Genomic DNA, 18,987 nt, shown 5'->3' on the forward strand with positions numbered 1-18,987 from the left:
TGGTTCGTCGCTAATATGGCGTAACTTGCCAGCGGTTCAATGACGCAGTGCTGAACAGGAAGAATAACATCGCCCCCGCGAAGGCGGGGGCCGCTAGCGGCCCGATACTGCGCCGCAGCGTAAAACGACGGCGGCCCCGCCTTCGCGGGGGCGACGGTTGGTCAAAACGGCAGCTTGAACCCCGGCGGCAGCGGCAGGCCGCTCGTCATCTTGCCCATTTCCTCGTTGCTCGCGGCGTCGGCCTTTTCGCGCGCGTCGTTGAACGCGGCGGCGAGCAAATCCTCAAGCATCTGCTTGTCGGCGGGCACGATCAGGCTGTCGTCGATGTGGATCGCCTTGATCCGCCCCTTTGCGGTCGCGGTGATCTTGACGAGGCCTCCGCCCGAGACACCTTCGACCTCGACGCTGTCGAGCTTCGCCTGCGCCTCCTGCATCTGCGCCTGCACGGTCGCGGCCGCTTCCTGCGCCGCCTTCATCATTTCTTCGATCGATTTCATGGGTGCGACCTATGGCGATTGTCGTCGCCTTCGACAAGCCTCGCATCGGGGAAAGCGGCCAGAGCGGCCTTCACAACGGGCAGTTCGCGAATCCGCGCGTCATTGTCGGCGAGCTTCGCCGCCTTCATCTGCCCGAGACTCGGGCGCGCATCGCCTTCACCGACGCGAACCTGCCAGCGGCTTCCCGTCTCCTTGAGCAGCGCCTCGCCGAGCTTACGCGCGAAATCACCGTCGAGCGCGGGCGCAGGCGCATGGACGATCAAGCCCGGTTCAAGTTCGAGAATCTCGAGATGATCGTAGACTTGCAAGGCAAGCTGATGATTTCCCGTGCCTTCGAGAAGCTGGTGGATCTGCGCGATGGTCAGCGCCGAAGCCGGGGCTTCGGCTGCGGGCGCATCGATGGGCGCCGCCGCGACGGTATCGCCTTGCCCCGCGGGTGCGGCCGGCGCGACCATCGGCGTCGCCGGGACGCCACCCTTTTCGAGCAGCTTCGCAAGCTCGCCCGGATCGGGCAGCGACGCGGCGTAGATCACGCGCAGCAGCAGCATTTCGAGATGCTCGAGCGGATTATTCGCGCGGAGCACCTCTTCATGCCCCTTGAGTAGCAACTGCCAGAGGCGGTTGAGCGGCGCGAAACCAAGCTTTTGCGCCCAATCGCCGATGCGTTCGCGGTCCGATGCAGCAAGCGCGGGATCGTCGTGGCGCGACACTTTGGCGAGCGTGATCGCGTGCGTCAGGTCCATCAGCCCGCGCACCATCGCGACAGGCTCGATCCCGAGCGCATATTGCCCGCGCGCGAGGTCGATTGCCCCGCCCGCATCGCCGTCGAGGATCGCCGCCATCAACTGCGCGATCGAGGTGCGGTCCGACAGGCCGAGCATGATGCGCACCTGATCGGCGCCGATCTTGCCGCCACCGTCGAGGTCGGCGTGCGCGATCGCCTGATCGAGGATCGACAGGCCATCGCGCACCGAACCCTCGGCGGCATTGGCGATCAGCCAGATCGCCGGCGCCTCGGCCTCGACGCCCTCCTTCTGCAAAATCGCGCTGAAATGCGCGAACAGCATGTCGGGCGTGATGCGGCGGAGGTCGAACCGCTGACAGCGCGACAGCACCGTCACCGGCACCTTGTTGACCTCGGTCGTCGCGAACAGGAATTTGACGTGCGGCGGCGGTTCTTCGAGTGTTTTCAGCAGCGCGTTGAACGCGTTGCGCGACAACATATGCACTTCGTCGATGATATAGATCTTGTAGCGCGCCGAGACCGCGGCGTAGCGCACTGCCTCGATGATCTCGCGCACATCGTCGACGCCGGTGTTCGACGCGGCGTCCATCTCGATCACGTCGATATGGCGCCCTTCGGTGATCGCGCGGCACGGCTCGCACACGCCACACGGGTCGATGGTCGGCCCACCCTGCCCGTCGGGGCCGATGCAGTTCAAGGCCTTCGCGATCAGGCGCGCGGTCGACGTCTTGCCGACCCCGCGCACCCCGGTCATCAGAAAGGCATGCGCCAGCCGGTCGCGCGCGATCGCGTTGCCGAGCGTGCGCACCATCGCGTCCTGCCCGATCAGTTCGGCAAAGGTCTGCGGGCGATATTTGCGGGCAAGGACGCGGTAGGGGCCCGACGACGGCTGCGGCGCCGTCTCGGGCAGGTCCATTCCCAGCATCGGAGTTTCGTCGTCGGCGGAATCGCTCATGGGGTCTGTCTTAGGGGCGGCCGGAGCGCTTGTCGAAGGGGAATAAGGGTAGATCAAACCGCGTCACCCCGGACTTGATCCGGGGTCCCGCTCAGCGACGGTGAAAAGCGGGACCCCGGATCAAGTCCGGGGTGATGATGAAGTCTGACGATAGTCTGGAGGTGGGAGCCGGAACGACCCGCAGCGAATTCGTTGCGGCTGCTTCCTTCCGGACCTGACCGGGTTGGCGAAGACTGCGTCCGCCCGACTCCCGCCGCGCATATGGCGGCGGCGGCGGAGAATTGCAAGATCGGTCGCATTAAGCCGTACTATGTCAGGTTTGGGGTGGGGAGCTGACGTTAGGTTCCATCAAGCCCCTCCCCTTCAGGGGAGGGGCAACGAAGACTTGGCAGCTTGCTGCCTAGTCGCAGTGGGGTGGGGGCCATCGACCTCGCGCAAGGCCGATGGCCCCCACCCCAACCCCTCCCCTGAAGGGCAGGGGCTTTCTTCTCTCAACGTCCGCCCCCGGCCAAAAACCGTCACCGCGGCCCCTGCATATTGCGGCTTTCGGCCGGGATATGGACGGTCAGCCCGTCGAGATCGTCGGTCAGGACGATCTGGCACGACAGGCGGCTGGTGCGGCGCACTCCGGCGGCGAGGTCGAGCATATCCTCTTCCATCTCGCTCGCGGGCGGCAGGCGGTCGAAATCCTCTTTCGCCACGATGACATGGCAGGTCGAGCAGGCCATCTGGCCCTCGCACGTCCCTTCGAGCGGCATCAGATGCGCCTGCGCGACGTCGAGCAGGATCGAGCCCGGCTCGGCTTCGGCCTCGGTGCGCCCCTTGCCGTCGGCGTGGATGAAGGTGACGCGCATCAGTTCACGCCCTGCAGGCGCGCGGCGGCCCTGATGGCGGAGAGGCCATCGCGCAACTCCTGCTCGCTCGTATAGCGCCCCCAGCCGAGGCGGATCGAGGCGCGCGCGTCGGCTTCGCTGACGCCCATCGCGCGCAGCACATGGCTGACCTTGCCCGACCCGCTGCCGCACGCACTGCCGAGCGAAAAGGCGACGTCGCGCGCGTCGGACATCAGGCGCAGGCCGTTCACGCCCTCGCGCCGGACGTTGAGATTGCCATGGTAGCGTGGGCTTTCGGCGCCGTTGAGCGTCCATTCGGGGAGCAGGTCGCGCGCAAGCGACCAGAGCCGTTCGACATGCTCGGCGTCCTTGTCGAAGCGTTCGGCGGCGAGCGCGGCGGCGGCGCCGAAACCCGCGCACAGCGCCGGCGAAACGGTGCCCGAGCGCATCCCCTGCTCCTGCGCGCCGCCGAACATCAGCGGCGGCAGGTCGACGCCGTCCCTGACCCACAGCGCACCGATGCCCTTCGGCCCGTGAATCTTGTGTGCGGAGATCGTAATGAGGTCGGGCCCGTCGGGAATCGCGACGCGGCCATAGCCCTGCACCGCGTCGCAGAGCAGCAGGCTGTTCCTGGCATGGGCGGCAGCGGCGAAGTCGACGACGGGCTGGATCGTCCCCACCTCGTTGTTCACCAGCATCGTCGCGACAATGCCGTTCTCGGGGATCAGTGCGTCGCCGGGCGGCAAGGCCAGCCCCTCGCCATCGACCGGCAGGATCGCGGCATTCAGCCGCTCGAGGCACTGGAGCGACGCGGCATGTTCGATGCTGAGCCCCGCGACGCCGCCCGGCATCGCCTCGGCGCCGCGCAGCAGCGCCCAGTTGAGTGCCTCGGTCGCGCCCGAGGTGAAGAAGACCCGCCCGCCCGGGGGCAGCAGCGCCGCGACCTGATCGCGCGCCACTTCGACCGCCGCGGCGGCAGCCCGGCCCGCCTTGTGCGTGCTCGACGGGTTGGCGAAACCATCCTCCTCCCCGGGCCCTTCGAGCCAGCGCAACATCGCCTCGCGCGCTTCCGGAGCGAGCGGCGTCGTGGCTTGGTAATCGAGGTAAATCATGGGGCGCATCTGCCCTCTAATCCCGTTCGTGTCGAGCGAAGTCGAGACACCTTTAAGGCGCGTACAACCGATAGGCATCTCGACTTCGCTAGATGCGAACGGCGAAAATGGACGCCTCCCAACTCTTATTGAGAACGATTCGCAAAAGTTGCATGTTGAGACCTATTTTCTATATAGGCGCCAATCCCGCTCCGCCACCCCGCCCCTCGGCGAATCACTGGCAAGCCCAAGACATATAGAAGGTGCGCCCATGCCCGACGTCATTTTCCCCGGCCCCGAGGGCCGCATCGAAGGCCGCTTCTCGCCCCCGCCGCGCCCGCGCGCACCGGTCGCGCTGATCCTCCACCCGCACCCGCAGGGCGGCGGCACGATGAACGACCGCATCACGCAGGCGATGTACAAGAGCTTCGTCGCGCGCGGCTTCGCGGTGCTGCGCTTCAACTTCCGCGGCGTCGGCCGCAGCCAGGGCACGTTCGACAATGGCATCGGCGAACTCTCCGACGCCGCTTCGGCGCTCGACTGGGTCCAGTCGATCCACCCCGAGGCGCAGACCACCTGGGTCGCGGGTTTCAGCTTCGGCGCGTGGATCGGCATGCAGCTTTTGATGCGCCGCCCCGAAATCCGCGGCTTCCTGTCGGTCGCGCCGCCGGCGAACATGTACGACTTCAGCTTCCTCGCCCCCTGCCCCTCGTCGGGCATCATCGTCGCGGGCGGGCAGGACGAGATCGTGCCGCCGAGCGCGGTGCAGAAGCTGGTCGACAAGCTGCGCACGCAAAAGGGCATCACGATCCATCACGACGAGATCCCGCGCGCGAACCATTTCTTCGAGCATGAGCTCGATCAGCTGATGAAGTCGCTCGATAATTACCTCGATATGCGGCTCGCCCCCGATTCGCCGATCCGCTGATAACAAGCTCCTCCCTGTGGCGAAGCCATGGGGAGGTGGCAGCGCGAAGCGCTGACGGAGGGGCTTATGACGCGACGTTTCAGCCCCTCCACCGCCGCTTTGCGGCGGTCCCCCTCCCCACCGCTTCGCGGCAGGGAGGAATTTTCTTCTATTTCACCGGCACCAGCCACACGGCGACATTGGCGAACATCACCAGCGCGGCGATCAGCATCAGCAGCGCGCGGCGGCGGTCGCCCCCTCGAAAGACGAGGATCGCGCCGCCGGTCAGCAGCACGCCGGTCAGCATCAGGATGGACATAATCGCGTCGGACATGGCGCGGCCTTACCGGCGCCGTCACAAATTTGCCACCTCGCTTATGGCAAAGTCCCGCGCCTTCCCCTAAAGGGCGCTCATCGATTCCCTTATGCCCCGCGGGAGCCGCATCATGCGCATCGCCATCGCCTCCGACCACGCCGCTTACGAACTCAAAGCCCTGCTTGCCGACTGGCTGCGCGAAAAAGGACATGAGGTCGAGGACCTGGGCACCAATGGCCCCGAAAGCGTCGATTATCCCGACTATGGCTACCGGCTTGGCGCCGCGATCGCCGATGGCCGCGCGGAACGCGGGGTCGCGCTCTGCGGTTCGGGGATCGGCATTTCGATTTCGGTCAACCGCAACCCCGCCGCACGCTGCGCGCTCGTGTCCGAGCCGCTGTCGGCGAAACTCGCGCGCGAGCATAATGACGCGAACGTCATGGCGATGGGCGCGCGCCTGACCGGCATCGACATGGCGAAAGCCTGCCTCGACGCCTTCCTTTCCACCGATTTCGCCGGCGACCGCCACGCGCGCCGCGTCGACAAATTGTCCAATCCGCCCCAACTGGAGACCAGCCGATGACCACAGACACGCTCGACAAGCCCATCAAATCGGCCGGCTATTTCACCGACGGCGTCGGCACCGTCGACCCCGCGGTTGCTGCGGCAATGAAACATGAACTCGAACGCGAGCAATATCAGATCGAACTGATCGCGTCGGAGAATATCGTTTCGAAAGCGGTGCTCGAAGCGCAGGGGTCGGTCTTCACCAACAAATATGCCGAAGGCTATCCGGGCCGTCGCTATTATCAGGGCTGCGCGCCGTCGGACGAGGTCGAAACCCTCGCGATCGACCGTGCGAAGCAGCTGTTCGACGCCGGCTTCGTCAACGTCCAGCCGCATTCGGGCGCGCAGGCGAACGGCGCGGTGATGCTCGCGCTGACCAAGCCCGGCGCGACGATCATGGGCATGAGCCTCGACGCCGGCGGCCACCTGACCCATGGCGCGCCGCCCGCCATGTCAGGCAAATGGTATAATGCCGTGCAATATGGCGTGCGCCCCGACGACCATCTCGTCGATTTCGACCAGGTCGAGGCGCTGGCGAAGGAACATCGCCCCTCGCTGATCATCGCGGGCGGCTCGGCCTATCCGCGCACGCTCGACTTCGCGCGCTTCCGCGCCATCGCCGACGATGTCGGCGCGCTGTTGATGGTCGACATGGCGCATTTCGCCGGTCTCGTTGCGGGCGGCGCGCACCCCTCGCCGATGGAACATGCGCATGTCGTCACGACGACGACGCACAAGACGCTGCGCGGCCCGCGCGGCGGCATGATCCTCACCAATGACGAAGCGATCGCCAAGCGCATCAACTCGGCGGTCTTCCCCGGGCTGCAGGGTGGCCCGCTGATGCACGTCATCGCCGCCAAAGCGGTCGCGTTCGGCGAGGCGCTGCGCCCCGAATTCAAAACCTATGCGAAGGCGACGATCGCCAATGCGCAGGCGCTCGCGAACCGGCTGAAGGCGCGCGGCGCCGACGTCGTCGCGGGCGGCACCGACACGCACCTCGCGCTGATCGACCTGCGCCCGCTCGGCATCACCGGCCGCGACGCCGACGAGGCGCTCGAGCGCAGCGCGATCACCTGCAACAAGAACGGCATTCCCTTCGACCCGCTGCCGCCGGTCAAGACCAGCGGCATCCGCGTCGGATCGCCTGCGGGCACGACGCGCGGCTTCGGCATCGCCGAGTTCGAAGAAATCGGCGACATGGTCGCCGACGTGCTCGAGGCGCTGCGCGACAAGGGCGAGCATGGCGACGCCGATGTCGAGGCGGAGGTCCGCGGCCGCGTCCGCGCGCTGTGCGAACGCTTCCCCATCTATCAGGGATAAGGCGATGGCGCGCCAGCACCCCGAGGAGCCGACGCTGGTCGAACTGACGATCGAAGAGGTCAAGGCGATGGGAAAGCAGGGGATCGACCATCCCTCGACGCGCCCCGTGCTGACCGGCGGGGTCGTCGGTGCGATCGCGGGCGCGGTGCTCCCCGTCGTCACCTGGCCGGTCGGTCTGTTCACGGGCGCTGCCATTGCACTTTATACGCGGGTGAAACGCTAAGCCTATGCGCTGCCCCTATTGCGGACATGAAGACAGCCAGGTGAAGGACAGCCGTCCGACCGAGGACGGCGCGGCGATCCGCCGCCGCCGCCAGTGCGAGGATTGCGGCGCGCGCTTCACGACCTTCGAGCGCATTCAGCTGCGCGAGGTCGCGGTGCTCAAGACCGGCGGGACGCGCGAGCCCTTCGACCGCGAGAAATTGATGCGCAGCGTCCAGATCGCGTGCCGCAAGCGCCCGATCGACGGCGCGCGCATCGAACGGCTGGTGTCGGGCATCCAGCGCCAGCTCGAAACCTCGGGCGAGAGCGAAGTGCATGCCGCACAGATCGGCGCGATGGTGATGGAGGCGCTCAAGGGTTTCGACAATGTCGCCTATATCCGCTTCGCCAGCGTCTATCGCGACTTCACCGAAGCCAAGGATTTCGAGGAGTTCGCCTCGACGATCACCGAGGCGGCGCACAAGAACGGGTCGTGAGCAAGGCAAATTAGAAGCCGTATCCCCGAGCGAAGACGAGGGGCCATTTCGAGCGAAGCGAGAAACGCGCGGGCAAGCGACATATGACTTTTTGGGTTTATCTTCTGCACTGCGCCGACCGCAGCTATTACACCGGCCATACCGACGATCTGGACAAGCGCGTCTATCAACATCAAGAAGGCGTTCTGGGTGGCTATACATCGACGCGCCGGTCCATCGAACTCGTCTGGGCCGAAGCGTTCGACACCCGCGAAGAAGCCAAGGCGGCCGAGCTCAAGATCAAAAATTGGTCGCGCACCAAAAAGGAAGCCCTGATAGCGAGGGACTGGGACCGGTTGAAACGTGCGTCCGTTCCGCCGGCCGAGCGCCGAGCCCGCGCCTCGACTTCGCTCGGCGGAGCCCCTCGTCTTCGCTCGGGGATACGGGAAGAGGAGAGCGCCGAAACGCGGGCCGCACCGCCCCCCGTCATCGTCCTCGTTCGTCCGCAGCTTGGTGAGAACATCGGCAAGGCGGCGCGCGCGATGCTCAATTTCGGTCTCACCGAACTGCGTCTCGTCGCCCCGCGCGATGGCTGGCCGAACCCCGATGCGGGCCCGGCGGCGTCGGGCGCGGACGATGTGCTGGCCGAGGCCCGGGTTTTCGATACGCTCGCTGACGCGGTCGCCGATTGCACGGCCATCTATGCCACCACCGTGCGCAAGCGGGGCGTGACCAAGCCCGTGCTCACTCCCGAAGCCGCGGCGCGCGAGGTCCACGCCAGCGCGGGGCGCGCGGCCTATGTCTTCGGGCCCGAACGCTCAGGGCTCGAAACCGACGACGTGACGCTGGCGCACAAGATTGTCACCGTTCCGATCAACCCCGAATTTGCTTCACTGAACCTTGCGCAGGCGGTGATCCTGCTAGCCTATGAATGGTCCAAGGGCGTCGCGCTGGCGAGCCCGCCCGAAGTGCCGCTGGATCCCCCGGCGGAACATGGCGTGCTCGAAGAATTCACCCAGCACCTGGTCCGCGACCTCGACAAGAGCGGTTATTTCTTTCCGCCCGAACGGCGTGAAATGACACTGCGGACCTTGCGCACCGCACTGACCAAGACGGGCTGGTCGTATAATGACATCCGCATGATGCACGGCATTATTACGGCGCTTGGCCGGACGCCAAGATCACGTTGAGTATCGATCTCGACAAAGGCGCATCACGCCCCTAGAAGGCCCGCTCCTTTTGGGAGAGCGAATAACCTTATGATTTCCGCATTACTTTCCCTTGCCTTGGCGGCGACCTCCACCAGCGCGACCGATGCCGCTCCGGCGAAACCGGTAAAAACCAAAAAGATTTGTGAAAAGATCGAAGTTACCGGCAGCACCGTGCCGAAGCGGGTTTGCCGGACTGTCACCGAGCCCGCGAAACCCAAGGCGGAAGCGGAACAAGCTGCAAGCGACGCACCGTCCGCCGGCGCCGCCAACTGAAATCAGCCGTTGGCGCGCAGGCAATCCCACTGGATTGCCTCATAGGCGATCGACTGTTCGACCAGTTCGTTCCACACCGCCCGCAGCCGCGCGGGCTCCAGCCCGGCGGCTTCGGCCGCGCGCGCGACATTGTCGAGCACCTGGGCCTTGCGCGCGTCGTCGCGAACCGTGCGGCGGTCGGTCTTGATCCGCGCGGCGGCGTCCATATAGCCGAAGCGGCGGACGAGCAGCGCGACCAGCTGGCGGTCGACCTCGTCGACGCCGGCACGGACTTCGGTCATGGTTTCGCACTGTTCGGGACGTTTGGGTTCGGGAAGTTTGGCGGACGTCATGCGCGTTGCCTTTAGCGGCTTTTTCGCCGCTGTCGAGCGGCGGGCTTGCCGCTTGACTTTGCCGCCCTCCCCGTCTAACCGCGCGCCTTCGCAATGGACCCCGCACCCCGGTGAAGCGGCGGTCGCATATGGAAGCCTTCCATATGGTGCGACCCGGGAACGAGCCGAAATCCTTCGGCACAAGAGCAAATTGGAGACGACAATGTCGAAGCGCCAGAGCGCCAAGTATAAACTCGACCGCCGGATGGGTGAAAACATCTGGGGTCGCCCGAAGAGCCCGGTCAACCGCCGCGAATATGGCCCCGGCCAGCACGGCCAGCGCCGCAAGGGCAAGATGTCGGACTTCGGCATCCAGCTCCGCGCGAAGCAGAAGCTGAAGGGCTATTACGGCGACATCACCGAAAAGCAGTTCAAGAAGAATTATTTCGAAGCCTCGCGCATGAAGGGCGACACCGGCCAGAACCTGATCGGCCTGCTCGAACGCCGCCTCGACGCCGTCGTCTATCGTTCGAAGTTCACGCCGACCATCTTCTCGGCGCGCCAGCTCGTCAGCCACGGCCACGTCTATGTAAATGGCGTGAAGTGCAACATCGCGAGCCGCCTCGTGAAGCCGGGCGACGAAGTCACCCTCGGCAAGAAGGCGCAGGAAATGGCGCTGGTCGCCGAAGCGCAGAGCCTGCCCGAGCGCGACCTGCCCGAATATCTCGCCATCGACGGCACCAAGGCGACCTTCGTCCGCGTCCCGACGCTCGACGAAGTGCCCTATCCGGTGAAGATGGAACCGAACCTGGTCGTCGAATTCTATTCGCGCTGATCGGGTTGCGATTGCGAATTGCAGGGGGCGGTCCGGGAACGGGCCGCCCCTTTTCGTTTAGTGCGGCAGGAATTTCGTAATCTGCGCAAGCATCGCAGTGCGCGTGTCGCTGTCGCCCAGACCGTGCGCGAGCCCGGGATATTCGACCAGTTCGGCCTTTTTCCCCGCAGAAAGCAGCGCCCCGCGCATGATCCGTGCCTGATCGATGTCGACATTCTGGTCCAGTGTGCCATGGAACATCAGCACCGGCGCTGTGATACGGTCGGCATTTTGCGCGGGCGATCCTTCACGGATGTGCGGCCCCGAACCGATGAAATCGCGGACGATCGCGCCGTTGGTATAACGCGTGCTTTCGGTCTTCAGCCTGCCGAGATCGGTCACCGGCGCGATCGCCACTATCGCGCGAAACAGGCCGGGTGCAACGACTCCCGACTGCAACGCCGCATAGCCACCGTACGACCAGCCGACGATCGATAGTTTGGCGGGATCGGCCCCTTGCGCCAATATCCAGCGGCCGGCATCGTTCACGTCGCCGATCGCGACCTTCCACGACTGGAAACCATTGTTCTGATACCATTGATCGCCATAGCCCGACGAGCCGCGGTAATTGGGCTGGACGACCGCAAAACCCGTCTGGGCGAAATATTGCGCGAGCCAGTCGAACCCCCATTCGTCGCGCGACGAGGGCCCGCCATGCGGCATCACGATCGCCGGCAAGCCCCTGGCATCGCTGCGCCCCGGCGGGAGAGTCAGGTAACCGGGGACCATTGTGCCATCGGACGCCGGATAGCGTATGGCCTTGACCGGCGAGAGCGTCAGTCCCGACAGCAGGGGCCGGTCTTCAAGCAGCGGGCGGAGTTGTTTCGCCGCGGGCGTGTAGCGATAATAACGCCCCGGATCGATGTCCGATCCGGCCCATAACAGCCATTGCGATTCATCGGCCGACGCATCGATGAAATAGACCTGGCGTCCACCGAGCGCGCGCGACAGCGAGTCGGCCATCGCCGCGACCTTGGTGTCGGTCGTCACCATCTGGCGGCGGTCGGTGGCATAGGTCGCACCCACGACGCGCTGGTCGCGGCCGACGCGAACCAGCCCGTCGACATCGACTTCGGGATGGCGATAGAGCGTTTCGCCCTTCCCCGTCCCGTCGAGCTTCACCGCCATGACGGCGAGACGGCCGTCGATCTTGCCGAAACCGATCGCACGATTGGTGGCGGCATCGACCGTCCATGGCTCGAATCCTTCACGCGACAGCGTGTCGAGCGACGACAGTTGCTGCCAGTCACCGCCATCCGCGGGCTTGTAGAAATAGCGCACGATGCGGCTGAGGTTGTCGGTCCGTCCTTCCATCGGCTGAGTGCCCATGATGCGCACCTTGCCTTTGCCGTCGGTAATATATTCGATGGTGTCGCGCCTCGGTTTCTCCACGACCTTCACCGATCCTGCGACGACATTCACCAGGTCGACTCCCATCCCCTGTTCGTCCTTGGTGATCAGCGAAGCGGTGCGGCGGTTCGCCTCGGGAACATGGCTGCGCATCATCAACACGCTGTCGGGCGGTCCGGGCTGCCAGTCGATGACACTGCCTCCGCGAAAATCGATTCCCAGCGCGTTATCGCCTCGCCGCGTGCTCAGCGACTTGACGTTGCCACCCGCCGCATCGACACCCAGCAAGGACGAAAAGCCATAGATGAATTCGCCCACCTTTTCCCGGCCGCCGATCTGACAGATGAGACGCGCGTCGGTCGCCCATCTGCACCATCGCAGGATTTCGGGATCGCCGCTCGCGCGCAAGATGCGGCGGGGGGAGGCCCCGTCGGCAATATCGACCACGAACAGATCGTTCGCGAGCCCCTTGTTAGGTGCCAGAAAGGCGAGCCGTTGCCCATCGGGCGACAGGCTGACTTGCGTCACGCCGTCGAGCGTGCCGAAGCGGCGCGCGATGTCGGCCTCTTGCGCCTGCGCCGCCCCCGCGACGATCCCTAAACCCAGCAAATATAGCCAGCGCCCCCGCATCTCTATCCCCCTGTTATCCAGTCCCCTTTTGCCTCCCTAGAACCCGGCGTCCGCTTTTCCAAGCACCGATAGCGGCGCAAGCGATGCTTGCGCGCCCGGCACCGGACTGGCACAAGTCCGCGGTCGAATACCAAAGCCTGAGGAATTTCCATGCTTCGTTTCCCCCGATCGACCGCAGCCCTTGCGGTTCTCCTGACCGTTGCCGCGTGCAACGCGTCGGACAAGACGGCCACGTCCGCCGCCGCGATTCCCGACGTCGAAATCCCCGAACTGTCGCTCGCGACGCTTCAGGAAGTGACCAAGGAATTGTCGTCCGACGCTTATGAGGGCCGCGCGCCCGGCACCGCGGGCGAGGAAAAGACCGTCGCCTATATCATCAAGAAATATGAGGAAGCGGGGCTGAAGCCCGGGAACAACGGCAAGTGGACGCAGGACGTGCCGCTGGTCGAGATCACCGCGAAGAACGCAACCCCGCTGAGCTTCACCGGCGGCAAGACGCCGGTCACCGCGCAATATGCGAAGGATTATGTCGCGTTCAGCTATCGCGTGCAGCCCAAGACCGAGGTCAAGGACAGCGATGTCGTCTTCGTCGGCTATGGCATCAACGCCCCCGAAAAGGGCTGGAACGACTATGCCGGGCTCGACGTGAAGGGGAAGACGGTCGTCGTCCTCGTCAACGATCCCGACTGGCAGACCAAGGAAGCCAAGGGCGAATTCAACGGCCGCGCGATGACTTATTACGGCCGCTGGAGCTACAAATATGAGGAAGCGGCGCGACAGGGCGCCGCGGCGGTGCTGATCGTCCACGACACCGAACCCGCCGCCTATGGCTGGAACGTCGTCGAATCGAGCAACACCGGCACGCAATATCTGGCCGAAAGCAAGAATGGCGGCGCCGACCAGACCGTCGCCAACGGCTGGATCCAGCTTCCCAAGGCGAAGGAATTGTTCGCGAGCGCCGGGCAGGATTTCGACGCGCTGCGCGAGGCCGCCAAGAAGAAGGGTTTCAAGCCCGTCGCGCTCACCGGCGTGAAGGCGAACTTCAGTTTCGATAACCAGATTTCGAAGAAGATGTCGCGCAACGTCATCGGCGTGCTGCCGGGCGCCAAGCGTCCCGACGAATATGTCCTCTACACCGGCCACTGGGATCACCTCGGCCGCTGCACGCCGGTCGATGGCGACGACATCTGCAACGGCGCGGTCGACAATGCGAGCGGCATCGCCGGCCTCGTGACGCTGGCACAGGCCTTCCAAAAGGCGGGCGCGCCCGATCGCAGCATCGTCTTCCTCGCGGTGACCGCCGAGGAATCGGGCCTGCTCGGCTCGAAATATTATGCCGAAAACCCGATCTTCCCGCTCGCGCAGACCGTCGGCGGCGTCAACATGGATGCACTGAACGCCATCGGCCCGACGAAGGACATCGTCGTCGTCGGCGGCGGCAAGTCCGAACTCGACGCCTATGTCGAAAAGCTCGCCAAGATGTCGGGCCGCACGGTCAAGGCCGAACCGACCCCCGAAAAGGGTTTCTATTACCGTTCGGACCATTTCAGCTTCGCCAAGCTCGGCGTGCCGATGTTCAACTTCGGCAGCGGCGACGAACTGGTCGAAGGCGGGGCCGAGGCCGGCAAGAAGGCCGCCGCAGACTATGAAAAGAACCGCTATCACGCGCCGGGCGACGAATATGAGGCGATCACCAACTGGGACGGCATGATGTCGGACCTGCGCCTCTATTATGCCGCGGGCCGGATGCTGGCGATGACCGACGCGTGGCCGAACTGGGTCGAGGGCGACGAATTCCGCGCCGCCCGCGACAAGTCGCGCGCCGGCAAATAACGATAGTCGCACCTTCGTCATTGCGAGGACCCCGGACTTGATCCGGGGGACGCGGCAATCCAGAGCGGCGTAAACCGCCCTGGATTGCTTCCCCCGGCTTTCGCCAGGGTCGCAATGACGAAAGAGGATTTGAGCAAGATGACCCTCCGTATGCCAGCCGAATGGGCGCCGCACGACGCTGTGTGGATCGGCTTCCCCCACCTCGCCGAGGAGTGGGCGGGGGCGATCGACAAAGGCCGGCGCGACGTCGCCGCCTTTGCCAATGCCGTCCACGACGGCGGCCGCGGCGAAGAGGTGCGGCTGGTGGTCAACGATGCGCGGCAGGCGGACATCGCCGCCGCGCTCGTCGATCCGGGCGTGAAGATCCTCGTCCAGCCGCTCGGCGACATCTGGCTGCGCGATACCGGGCCGATCATCGCGGGAACGGGCGCGGCGCGCCGGGCACGCAACTTCCGGTTCAACTGGTGGGGCGAGAAATTCGTCATGCCGGGCGACCAGGAAGTCGGCGCCGCGCTGGCACGCGAAAGCGGCTTGCCGGTCGACGATCAGGACTGGGTGCTCGAAGGCGGCGGCATCGACGTCGACGGCACCGGCCTTTGCGTCACGACCGAGGAGTGCCTGCTCAACAGCAACCGCAATCCGACGCTGACCCGCGAGGACATCGCGGTGCGGCTGCACCAGTCGCTCGGGATCGAACGGCTGTTGTGGCTCGGCAAGGGACTCGTCGGCGACCATACCGACGGCCATGTGGACAATCTCGCGCGCTTCGTCGGCGAAGGGCGGCTCGCGCTGCCCGTCGTGGCGGGCGGGGACGACCCCAACGCCGCCATCTATGCCGACGCGCGCGCGCGCACCGCAGCGTTTGGCGGGGTTGAGATCGTCGATCTGCCCTCGCCCGGCCGCGTCGAGATCGGCGGCGAGATCGCGGCGGCGAGCTATATGAACTTCTATATCGGCAACAGCGTCGTCGTCGTGCCAACCTATGACGTGGCGAACGATCGCGCCGCGGTCGACACGCTCGCCGCGCTCTTCCCCGACCGCCGCGTGGTTGGCGTGCCCGCGCGCGGGATCATCGTCGGCGGCGGCAGCTTCCACTGCTCGAGCCAGCAGCTTCCCAGCTAGCCATCGTCGCCCCCGCGAAGGCGGGGGCCGCTGGAGGTTGACGCAGCAACGGACGGCAAGGCCGGCAACGCCCCCCCTTCGCGGGGGCGACGGCTTTCCCCGATCGACTTTATTCTGGCATCGTCCGATCCCTCCCCTATATCCGCCCCATGACCCGCACCATCACCGTCGCCGCGCTGCAGCTTCCGCTGCCCGGCCCCGTCGAACCGAACATCGAAGCCGTCTCGGCGCTGGTCGAGGAAGCGGCGGCGCAGGGCGCGCAGGTCATCCTGCCGCCCGAACTCTTCGAAGGCCCCTATTTCTGCCAGGTCGAGGAGGAAGAACTGTTCGCGAACGCGCGCCCGACGACCGAGCATCCGAGCGTCGCCCGGATGCAGGCGCTCGCCGCCCAGCTGAAAGTCGCGATCCCGACGAGCTTTTTCGAGAAGGACGGGCCGCATTATTACAACACGCTCGCGATGATCGGCCCCGACGGGGCGATCATGGGCGCCTATCGCAAGAGCCATATTCCCGACGGCCCGGGTTATGAGGAAAAATATTATTTCCGCCCCGGCAACACCGGCTTCAAGGTGTGGGACGTCTTCGGCACCCGCATCGGCGTCGGCGTTTGCTGGGACCAATGGTATCCCGAATGCGCGCGCGCGATGGCGCTGATGGGCGCCGAACTGCTTTTCTATCCGACCGCGATCGGATCGGAGCCCTATGACGCCGACCTCGACACCAGCCGCATGTGGCGCCGCGCGATGCAGGGCCATGCCGTGTCGAACTGCATGCCGGTAATCGCCGCGAACCGCATCGGGCCCGAAGGCGACGCCAATTTCTACGGCCACAGCTTCATCACCGACGAATGGGGCGACATGACGCAGGCCTTCGGTGCAAGCGAAATCGGCGTGCTCGTCGAGACGATCGACCTCGACCGCGCGGCGAAACACCGTGCCGGCATGGGCTTTTTCCGTGACCGCCGGCCGCAGCTTTACGGGCGACTCGTCGAAGATATCTGACAAGAAAATTGGGGCAAAACATGGAAATACCCGAAGACATCTTCACCGAGCCCGAGGACGTCGATCCCGAGACGCTCGCCAATCTCGGCCCGCTGCGGCGGCTCGCCGGAATTTGGGAAGGCCAGCGCGGGGTCGATATCAATCCCAAGGCCGACGGCCCCGAAACGCGCCAATATTATGAGCGGATCGAGATGCAGCCAATCGACCCGCAGGCGAACGGACCGCAGCTTTTCTATGGCCTGCGCTATCATGTCCACATCAACACGCCCGAGGAGGACATCGCCTTCCACGACCAGGTCGGTTACTGGCTCTACGAAGCCGCGACCGGGCTGATCCTTCAGACGCTGGCGATCCCGCGCGGGCAGATCGCGATCGCCGCGGGCCATGCCGTACCCGATGCGAAACGGCTCGTCGTCAGGGCGGAGCGCGGGCAAACCGAATATGGCATCTGCTCGACGACTTTCCTCGAGCTCGCTTTCCGTACCGACGCCTATCAGCTGACCGTCGATTTCCACGACGACGGGTCGTGGAGCTATGTGTCTGACACGACGTTGATGGTGAAGGGCCAGAGCGAGCCCTTCCTGCACCGCGACCGCAACAGGCTGGTCAAGGTCGCCGAACCCGACCTCAACCCCTGGGCGAAGATCGTGAAGGGCGCAGCCACCTGAATCGTCATCCCGGCGAAGGCCGGGATCTCGCCGGTGCGTCGGTTGCGAGGGCGAGATCCCGGCCTTCGCCGGGATGACCATTTAATCAAGAATAATCCCACCCTAGCTTTCGAAGCGGCGGATGCTTTCGAGGTCGGCACGGTCGAGCGGCTGGGTCAGCCACAGGCCGCCGCGCCCGCCGCGCGACCAGCGCACGATGGCGCGGCGCTTGACGCCGCCCGCGAGTATGAGGTCGAATTCCTTACCGACTTCGAAATGGCCGTCGTGGACGAAGCCGGCGCCGTTCTGCGACAGATCGACCAGTTCGACGGGCGTTGCCGCGCCTTCGTCGGTCACCGCCTCGGCCTTGCTATGCACCGGCAGGCGCGGCTGGCGATAGCCGGTGGCGCGCTGCTCGGCCGCCAGCTGCTTGAGCACGTCGGCAACGTCGACCTCCTGGTCGAAGGAAACGCCGCATCGGCCCGCATCGGACCAGACGACCTCGCCGCGGATCACGACCGTATCGGAAAGCGCGATCTCCAGCTTTTCGCCGACGGCGATCGGAACGTCGGCGGCGAGCATCATGCCGCGATCGGAGATATTGCGGACGCGCCACAGGCCCGCGTCGCCGTTGCGCATCACCTTGGCGATCCGCCAGACCGTGCGATAGCGATCGCCTTCGCGACGATCGGTGCTGGCGGCGATGTCCTGCTCCTCTACCGGATCCGAGAAGCGACGTTGGTTCATCTTATTCACCTTATCGAAGCAGCGTCAGATCGAAGCCCAAGCCTCTGCCAATGCTGCGAAATACGCAAAATCACGAAATTTCTTACTAGGATTTATGTGAAAATTCAATGATATTGCGGATCATAGTTAACGCCACCGATCAAACCCCGGCGCGCGAACGGGTCGCGCGCCGCCAGCCAATACTTCGTATTTTACATAATTTACGGTGCGGGACGGCGGGGATTAAGCCCCGGGACGCATAGCCTGCAAAAAACGCGCCCGCCCGTCCAGACGCGCCTTCAATAGCGCCCCGACAGCAGGGCGCCGCCGTCCGGAATCGCGGTCGGCAGCCCGAGGCGCACGAGCATCTGATGCGCGGTGCAGATGGCGGCGGAAACGACCGGCAGCCCCGTCGCATCCTCAATCCGCTGCACCGATGGCAGCGACGGCATCTGCACGCACGCCGACAGCACCAGCGCGTCGATGCCGGTCAGGTCGAGCCGTTTGTAATGATCGAGCAGCTTCGCCGGATCCTGCGCCGCGACCTCCAGATTGTCGGGGATTTCGAGCGCCAGCCAGTCGGCAACCTCGACGCCCTCCTTCGCGATATAACCGACGACCATCTCGGTCAGCGGCTTCATATAGGGCGCGACGAGCGCGATCCGCGTCGCGCGCAGCGTCTTGAGCCCCTCGATCAGCGCCCCCGCGCTGGTGACCACCGGTGCGGCATGACCGTTCTCGATCGTGCGCTGGTGGAGGCGCGCTTCCGAGACGCGGTGATAGCCCTCGCCCATGCTCATGATCGCGACGAGGCAGGCATAGCCGAGCACGTCGACCGCGGCGTCGGACAGTTCGAGCGCGCAGCGGTCCGAGTCCGCGTCCATCGCGGCGAGTTCTTCCCTGGTCACCTTCTTCATCCGCATCCGCGACGAATGGAAGGTGAAGCGTTCGGACGCTACGCCCTCGCGTGCGCGGAGCAGCGCCGGGATTTCGGTTTCCATGGTGACGTTCGAACTGGGCACGATCTGCCCGATGCGGATGGGTCGGGTCATGTCGATACCCCTTGATTATACAGGAACCGTCATCCCGGCGCAGGCCGGG

At 65.2% G+C, this 18,987-nt stretch carries 21 protein-coding genes and 1 other RNA gene; 12 read left to right on the top strand and 10 right to left on the bottom strand.

The features are described 5' to 3' along the window. Positions 1-161 precede the first annotated feature (161 nt). From QZL87_RS10885 to QZL87_RS10905, 5 genes are all read right to left on the bottom strand, one after another. Entirely contained in the window at positions 162-497 is a 336-nt protein-coding gene (locus tag QZL87_RS10885) for a YbaB/EbfC family nucleoid-associated protein (protein WP_058803723.1), read from the bottom strand. Beyond that, positions 494-2,158, bottom strand: coding sequence for a DNA polymerase III subunit gamma/tau (locus QZL87_RS10890; RefSeq protein WP_295326846.1), 1,665 nt, complete (start codon positions 2,156-2,158; stop codon positions 494-496). The genes QZL87_RS10885 and QZL87_RS10890 overlap by 4 nt, the downstream gene beginning before the upstream one ends. Positions 2,159-2,354: 196 nt before the next feature. Beyond that, an RNA gene (ffs, locus tag QZL87_RS10895) (signal recognition particle sRNA small type) lies at positions 2,355-2,452 on the bottom strand. A gap of 263 nt (positions 2,453-2,715) precedes the next feature. After that, positions 2,716-3,054: a 2Fe-2S iron-sulfur cluster-binding protein gene (locus tag QZL87_RS10900; RefSeq protein ID WP_295326848.1), complete on the bottom strand. Its 339-nt coding sequence runs from the start codon at positions 3,052-3,054 to the stop codon at positions 2,716-2,718. After that, a complete protein-coding gene (locus tag QZL87_RS10905) occupies positions 3,051-4,142 on the bottom strand; it encodes an aminotransferase class V-fold PLP-dependent enzyme (RefSeq protein ID WP_295319217.1) in 1,092 nt (363 codons plus the stop codon). Before QZL87_RS10905 ends, QZL87_RS10900 begins: the two co-directional genes overlap by 4 nt. A gap of 250 nt (positions 4,143-4,392) precedes the next feature. On the opposite strand from QZL87_RS10905, the gene QZL87_RS10910 reads away from it, so the two are divergent. Beyond that, complete coding sequence (locus tag QZL87_RS10910; protein ID WP_011541103.1) at positions 4,393-5,049, top strand: alpha/beta hydrolase; 657 nt, start codon at positions 4,393-4,395, stop codon at positions 5,047-5,049. 148 nt (positions 5,050-5,197) lie between these two features. Here the strand turns inward: QZL87_RS10910 and QZL87_RS10915 are convergent, their stop codons facing one another. Continuing rightward, complete coding sequence (locus QZL87_RS10915) at positions 5,198-5,362, bottom strand: hypothetical protein (RefSeq protein ID WP_295319218.1); 165 nt, start codon at positions 5,360-5,362, stop codon at positions 5,198-5,200. Between the two features lie 112 nt (positions 5,363-5,474). On the opposite strand from QZL87_RS10915, the gene rpiB reads away from it, so the two are divergent. The 6 genes from rpiB (at position 5,475) to QZL87_RS10945 (ending at position 9,392) form a co-directional block, all read left to right on the top strand. Continuing rightward, a complete protein-coding gene (gene rpiB / locus QZL87_RS10920) occupies positions 5,475-5,927 on the top strand; it encodes a ribose 5-phosphate isomerase B (protein ID WP_295319220.1) in 453 nt (150 codons plus the stop codon). After that, positions 5,924-7,231 carry a serine hydroxymethyltransferase gene (glyA, locus tag QZL87_RS10925; RefSeq protein WP_295319222.1) on the top strand — a complete coding sequence of 436 codons (1,308 nt, stop codon included), beginning with the start codon at positions 5,924-5,926 and terminating at the stop codon, positions 7,229-7,231. Before rpiB ends, glyA begins: the two co-directional genes overlap by 4 nt. A gap of 4 nt (positions 7,232-7,235) precedes the next feature. Beyond that, the gene (locus tag QZL87_RS10930) at positions 7,236-7,454 is read left to right on the top strand and encodes a hypothetical protein (protein WP_295319223.1); all 219 of its coding nucleotides are present in this window, start codon (positions 7,236-7,238) and stop codon (positions 7,452-7,454) included. Positions 7,455-7,458: 4 nt separating this feature from the next. Next, positions 7,459-7,929, top strand: a complete 471-nt coding sequence (gene nrdR / locus QZL87_RS10935; RefSeq protein WP_295319225.1) for a transcriptional regulator NrdR — start codon at positions 7,459-7,461, stop codon at positions 7,927-7,929. Between the two features lie 83 nt (positions 7,930-8,012). Further along, positions 8,013-9,098, top strand: a complete 1,086-nt coding sequence (locus QZL87_RS10940; RefSeq protein ID WP_295319227.1) for a TrmH family RNA methyltransferase — start codon at positions 8,013-8,015, stop codon at positions 9,096-9,098. Positions 9,099-9,167: 69 nt separating this feature from the next. Continuing rightward, positions 9,168-9,392 (top strand): hypothetical protein, encoded by a 225-nt coding sequence (locus tag QZL87_RS10945; RefSeq protein ID WP_295319230.1) that lies wholly within the window; start codon positions 9,168-9,170, stop codon positions 9,390-9,392. Positions 9,393-9,394: 2 nt separating this feature from the next. On the opposite strand, the gene QZL87_RS10950 is transcribed toward QZL87_RS10945, so the two are convergent. Further along, complete coding sequence (locus QZL87_RS10950) at positions 9,395-9,724, bottom strand: chorismate mutase (protein ID WP_295319232.1); 330 nt, start codon at positions 9,722-9,724, stop codon at positions 9,395-9,397. A 202-nt stretch (positions 9,725-9,926) separates the two neighbouring features. Here QZL87_RS10950 and rpsD point away from each other — a divergent pair, with 202 nt between their 5' ends. Continuing rightward, the gene (gene rpsD / locus QZL87_RS10955) at positions 9,927-10,538 is read left to right on the top strand and encodes a 30S ribosomal protein S4 (RefSeq protein WP_037557879.1); all 612 of its coding nucleotides are present in this window, start codon (positions 9,927-9,929) and stop codon (positions 10,536-10,538) included. A gap of 57 nt (positions 10,539-10,595) precedes the next feature. Here the strand turns inward: rpsD and QZL87_RS10960 are convergent, their stop codons facing one another. Beyond that, on the bottom strand, positions 10,596-12,557 hold the full coding sequence (locus QZL87_RS10960) for a S9 family peptidase (RefSeq protein WP_295319235.1): 1,962 nt from the start codon (positions 12,555-12,557) through the stop codon (positions 10,596-10,598). Positions 12,558-12,707: 150 nt separating this feature from the next. Between QZL87_RS10960 and QZL87_RS10965 the strand changes: the two genes are divergently transcribed. From QZL87_RS10965 to QZL87_RS10980, 4 genes are all read left to right on the top strand, one after another. After that, on the top strand, positions 12,708-14,390 hold the full coding sequence (locus tag QZL87_RS10965; protein WP_295319237.1) for a M28 family metallopeptidase: 1,683 nt from the start codon (positions 12,708-12,710) through the stop codon (positions 14,388-14,390). A 138-nt stretch (positions 14,391-14,528) separates the two neighbouring features. Then, the gene (locus tag QZL87_RS10970; protein WP_295319239.1) at positions 14,529-15,512 is read left to right on the top strand and encodes an agmatine deiminase family protein; all 984 of its coding nucleotides are present in this window, start codon (positions 14,529-14,531) and stop codon (positions 15,510-15,512) included. Positions 15,513-15,661: 149 nt separating this feature from the next. After that, positions 15,662-16,513 carry an N-carbamoylputrescine amidase gene (gene aguB, locus QZL87_RS10975; protein ID WP_295319241.1) on the top strand — a complete coding sequence of 284 codons (852 nt, stop codon included), beginning with the start codon at positions 15,662-15,664 and terminating at the stop codon, positions 16,511-16,513. A 20-nt stretch (positions 16,514-16,533) separates the two neighbouring features. Continuing rightward, on the top strand, positions 16,534-17,181 hold the full coding sequence (locus tag QZL87_RS10980) for a heme-binding beta-barrel domain-containing protein (RefSeq protein ID WP_295319244.1): 648 nt from the start codon (positions 16,534-16,536) through the stop codon (positions 17,179-17,181). A gap of 102 nt (positions 17,182-17,283) precedes the next feature. Here QZL87_RS10980 and QZL87_RS10985 read toward each other — a convergent pair whose 3' ends face one another. Next, positions 17,284-17,907, bottom strand: coding sequence for a PilZ domain-containing protein (locus QZL87_RS10985; RefSeq protein ID WP_295319247.1), 624 nt, complete (start codon positions 17,905-17,907; stop codon positions 17,284-17,286). A 278-nt stretch (positions 17,908-18,185) separates the two neighbouring features. Then, on the bottom strand, positions 18,186-18,938 hold the full coding sequence (locus tag QZL87_RS10990) for an Asp/Glu racemase (RefSeq protein WP_295319250.1): 753 nt from the start codon (positions 18,936-18,938) through the stop codon (positions 18,186-18,188). Between the last annotated feature and the right edge of the window lie 49 nt (positions 18,939-18,987).

Source organism: uncultured Sphingopyxis sp. (assembly GCF_900078365.1).
In the GTDB taxonomy this organism is placed as follows: Bacteria; Pseudomonadota; Alphaproteobacteria; order Sphingomonadales; family Sphingomonadaceae; genus Sphingopyxis.

Excerpts from the sequence above, each read along its gene's own strand:
- QZL87_RS10885 (WP_058803723.1), bottom strand. The coding sequence starts at position 497 with ATGAAATCGATCGAAGAAATGATGAAGGCGGCGCAGGAAGCGGCCGCG.
- QZL87_RS10890 (WP_295326846.1), bottom strand. The coding sequence starts at position 2,158 with ATGGACCTGCCCGAGACGGCGCCGCAGCCGTCGTCGGGCCCCTACCGC.
- QZL87_RS10905 (WP_295319217.1), bottom strand. The coding sequence starts at position 4,142 with ATGATTTACCTCGATTACCAAGCCACGACGCCGCTCGCTCCGGAAGCG.
- QZL87_RS10910 (WP_011541103.1), top strand. The coding sequence starts at position 4,393 with ATGCCCGACGTCATTTTCCCCGGCCCCGAGGGCCGCATCGAAGGCCGC.
- QZL87_RS10915 (WP_295319218.1), bottom strand. The coding sequence starts at position 5,362 with ATGTCCGACGCGATTATGTCCATCCTGATGCTGACCGGCGTGCTGCTG.
- rpiB (WP_295319220.1), top strand. The coding sequence starts at position 5,475 with ATGCGCATCGCCATCGCCTCCGACCACGCCGCTTACGAACTCAAAGCC.
- glyA (WP_295319222.1), top strand. The coding sequence starts at position 5,924 with ATGACCACAGACACGCTCGACAAGCCCATCAAATCGGCCGGCTATTTC.
- QZL87_RS10930 (WP_295319223.1), top strand. The coding sequence starts at position 7,236 with ATGGCGCGCCAGCACCCCGAGGAGCCGACGCTGGTCGAACTGACGATC.
- nrdR (WP_295319225.1), top strand. The coding sequence starts at position 7,459 with ATGCGCTGCCCCTATTGCGGACATGAAGACAGCCAGGTGAAGGACAGC.
- QZL87_RS10940 (WP_295319227.1), top strand. The coding sequence starts at position 8,013 with ATGACTTTTTGGGTTTATCTTCTGCACTGCGCCGACCGCAGCTATTAC.
- QZL87_RS10945 (WP_295319230.1), top strand. The coding sequence starts at position 9,168 with ATGATTTCCGCATTACTTTCCCTTGCCTTGGCGGCGACCTCCACCAGC.
- QZL87_RS10950 (WP_295319232.1), bottom strand. The coding sequence starts at position 9,724 with ATGACGTCCGCCAAACTTCCCGAACCCAAACGTCCCGAACAGTGCGAA.
- rpsD (WP_037557879.1), top strand. The coding sequence starts at position 9,927 with ATGTCGAAGCGCCAGAGCGCCAAGTATAAACTCGACCGCCGGATGGGT.
- QZL87_RS10960 (WP_295319235.1), bottom strand. The coding sequence starts at position 12,557 with ATGCGGGGGCGCTGGCTATATTTGCTGGGTTTAGGGATCGTCGCGGGG.
- QZL87_RS10965 (WP_295319237.1), top strand. The coding sequence starts at position 12,708 with ATGCTTCGTTTCCCCCGATCGACCGCAGCCCTTGCGGTTCTCCTGACC.
- QZL87_RS10970 (WP_295319239.1), top strand. The coding sequence starts at position 14,529 with ATGACCCTCCGTATGCCAGCCGAATGGGCGCCGCACGACGCTGTGTGG.
- aguB (WP_295319241.1), top strand. The coding sequence starts at position 15,662 with ATGACCCGCACCATCACCGTCGCCGCGCTGCAGCTTCCGCTGCCCGGC.
- QZL87_RS10980 (WP_295319244.1), top strand. The coding sequence starts at position 16,534 with ATGGAAATACCCGAAGACATCTTCACCGAGCCCGAGGACGTCGATCCC.
- QZL87_RS10985 (WP_295319247.1), bottom strand. The coding sequence starts at position 17,907 with ATGAACCAACGTCGCTTCTCGGATCCGGTAGAGGAGCAGGACATCGCC.
- QZL87_RS10990 (WP_295319250.1), bottom strand. The coding sequence starts at position 18,938 with ATGACCCGACCCATCCGCATCGGGCAGATCGTGCCCAGTTCGAACGTC.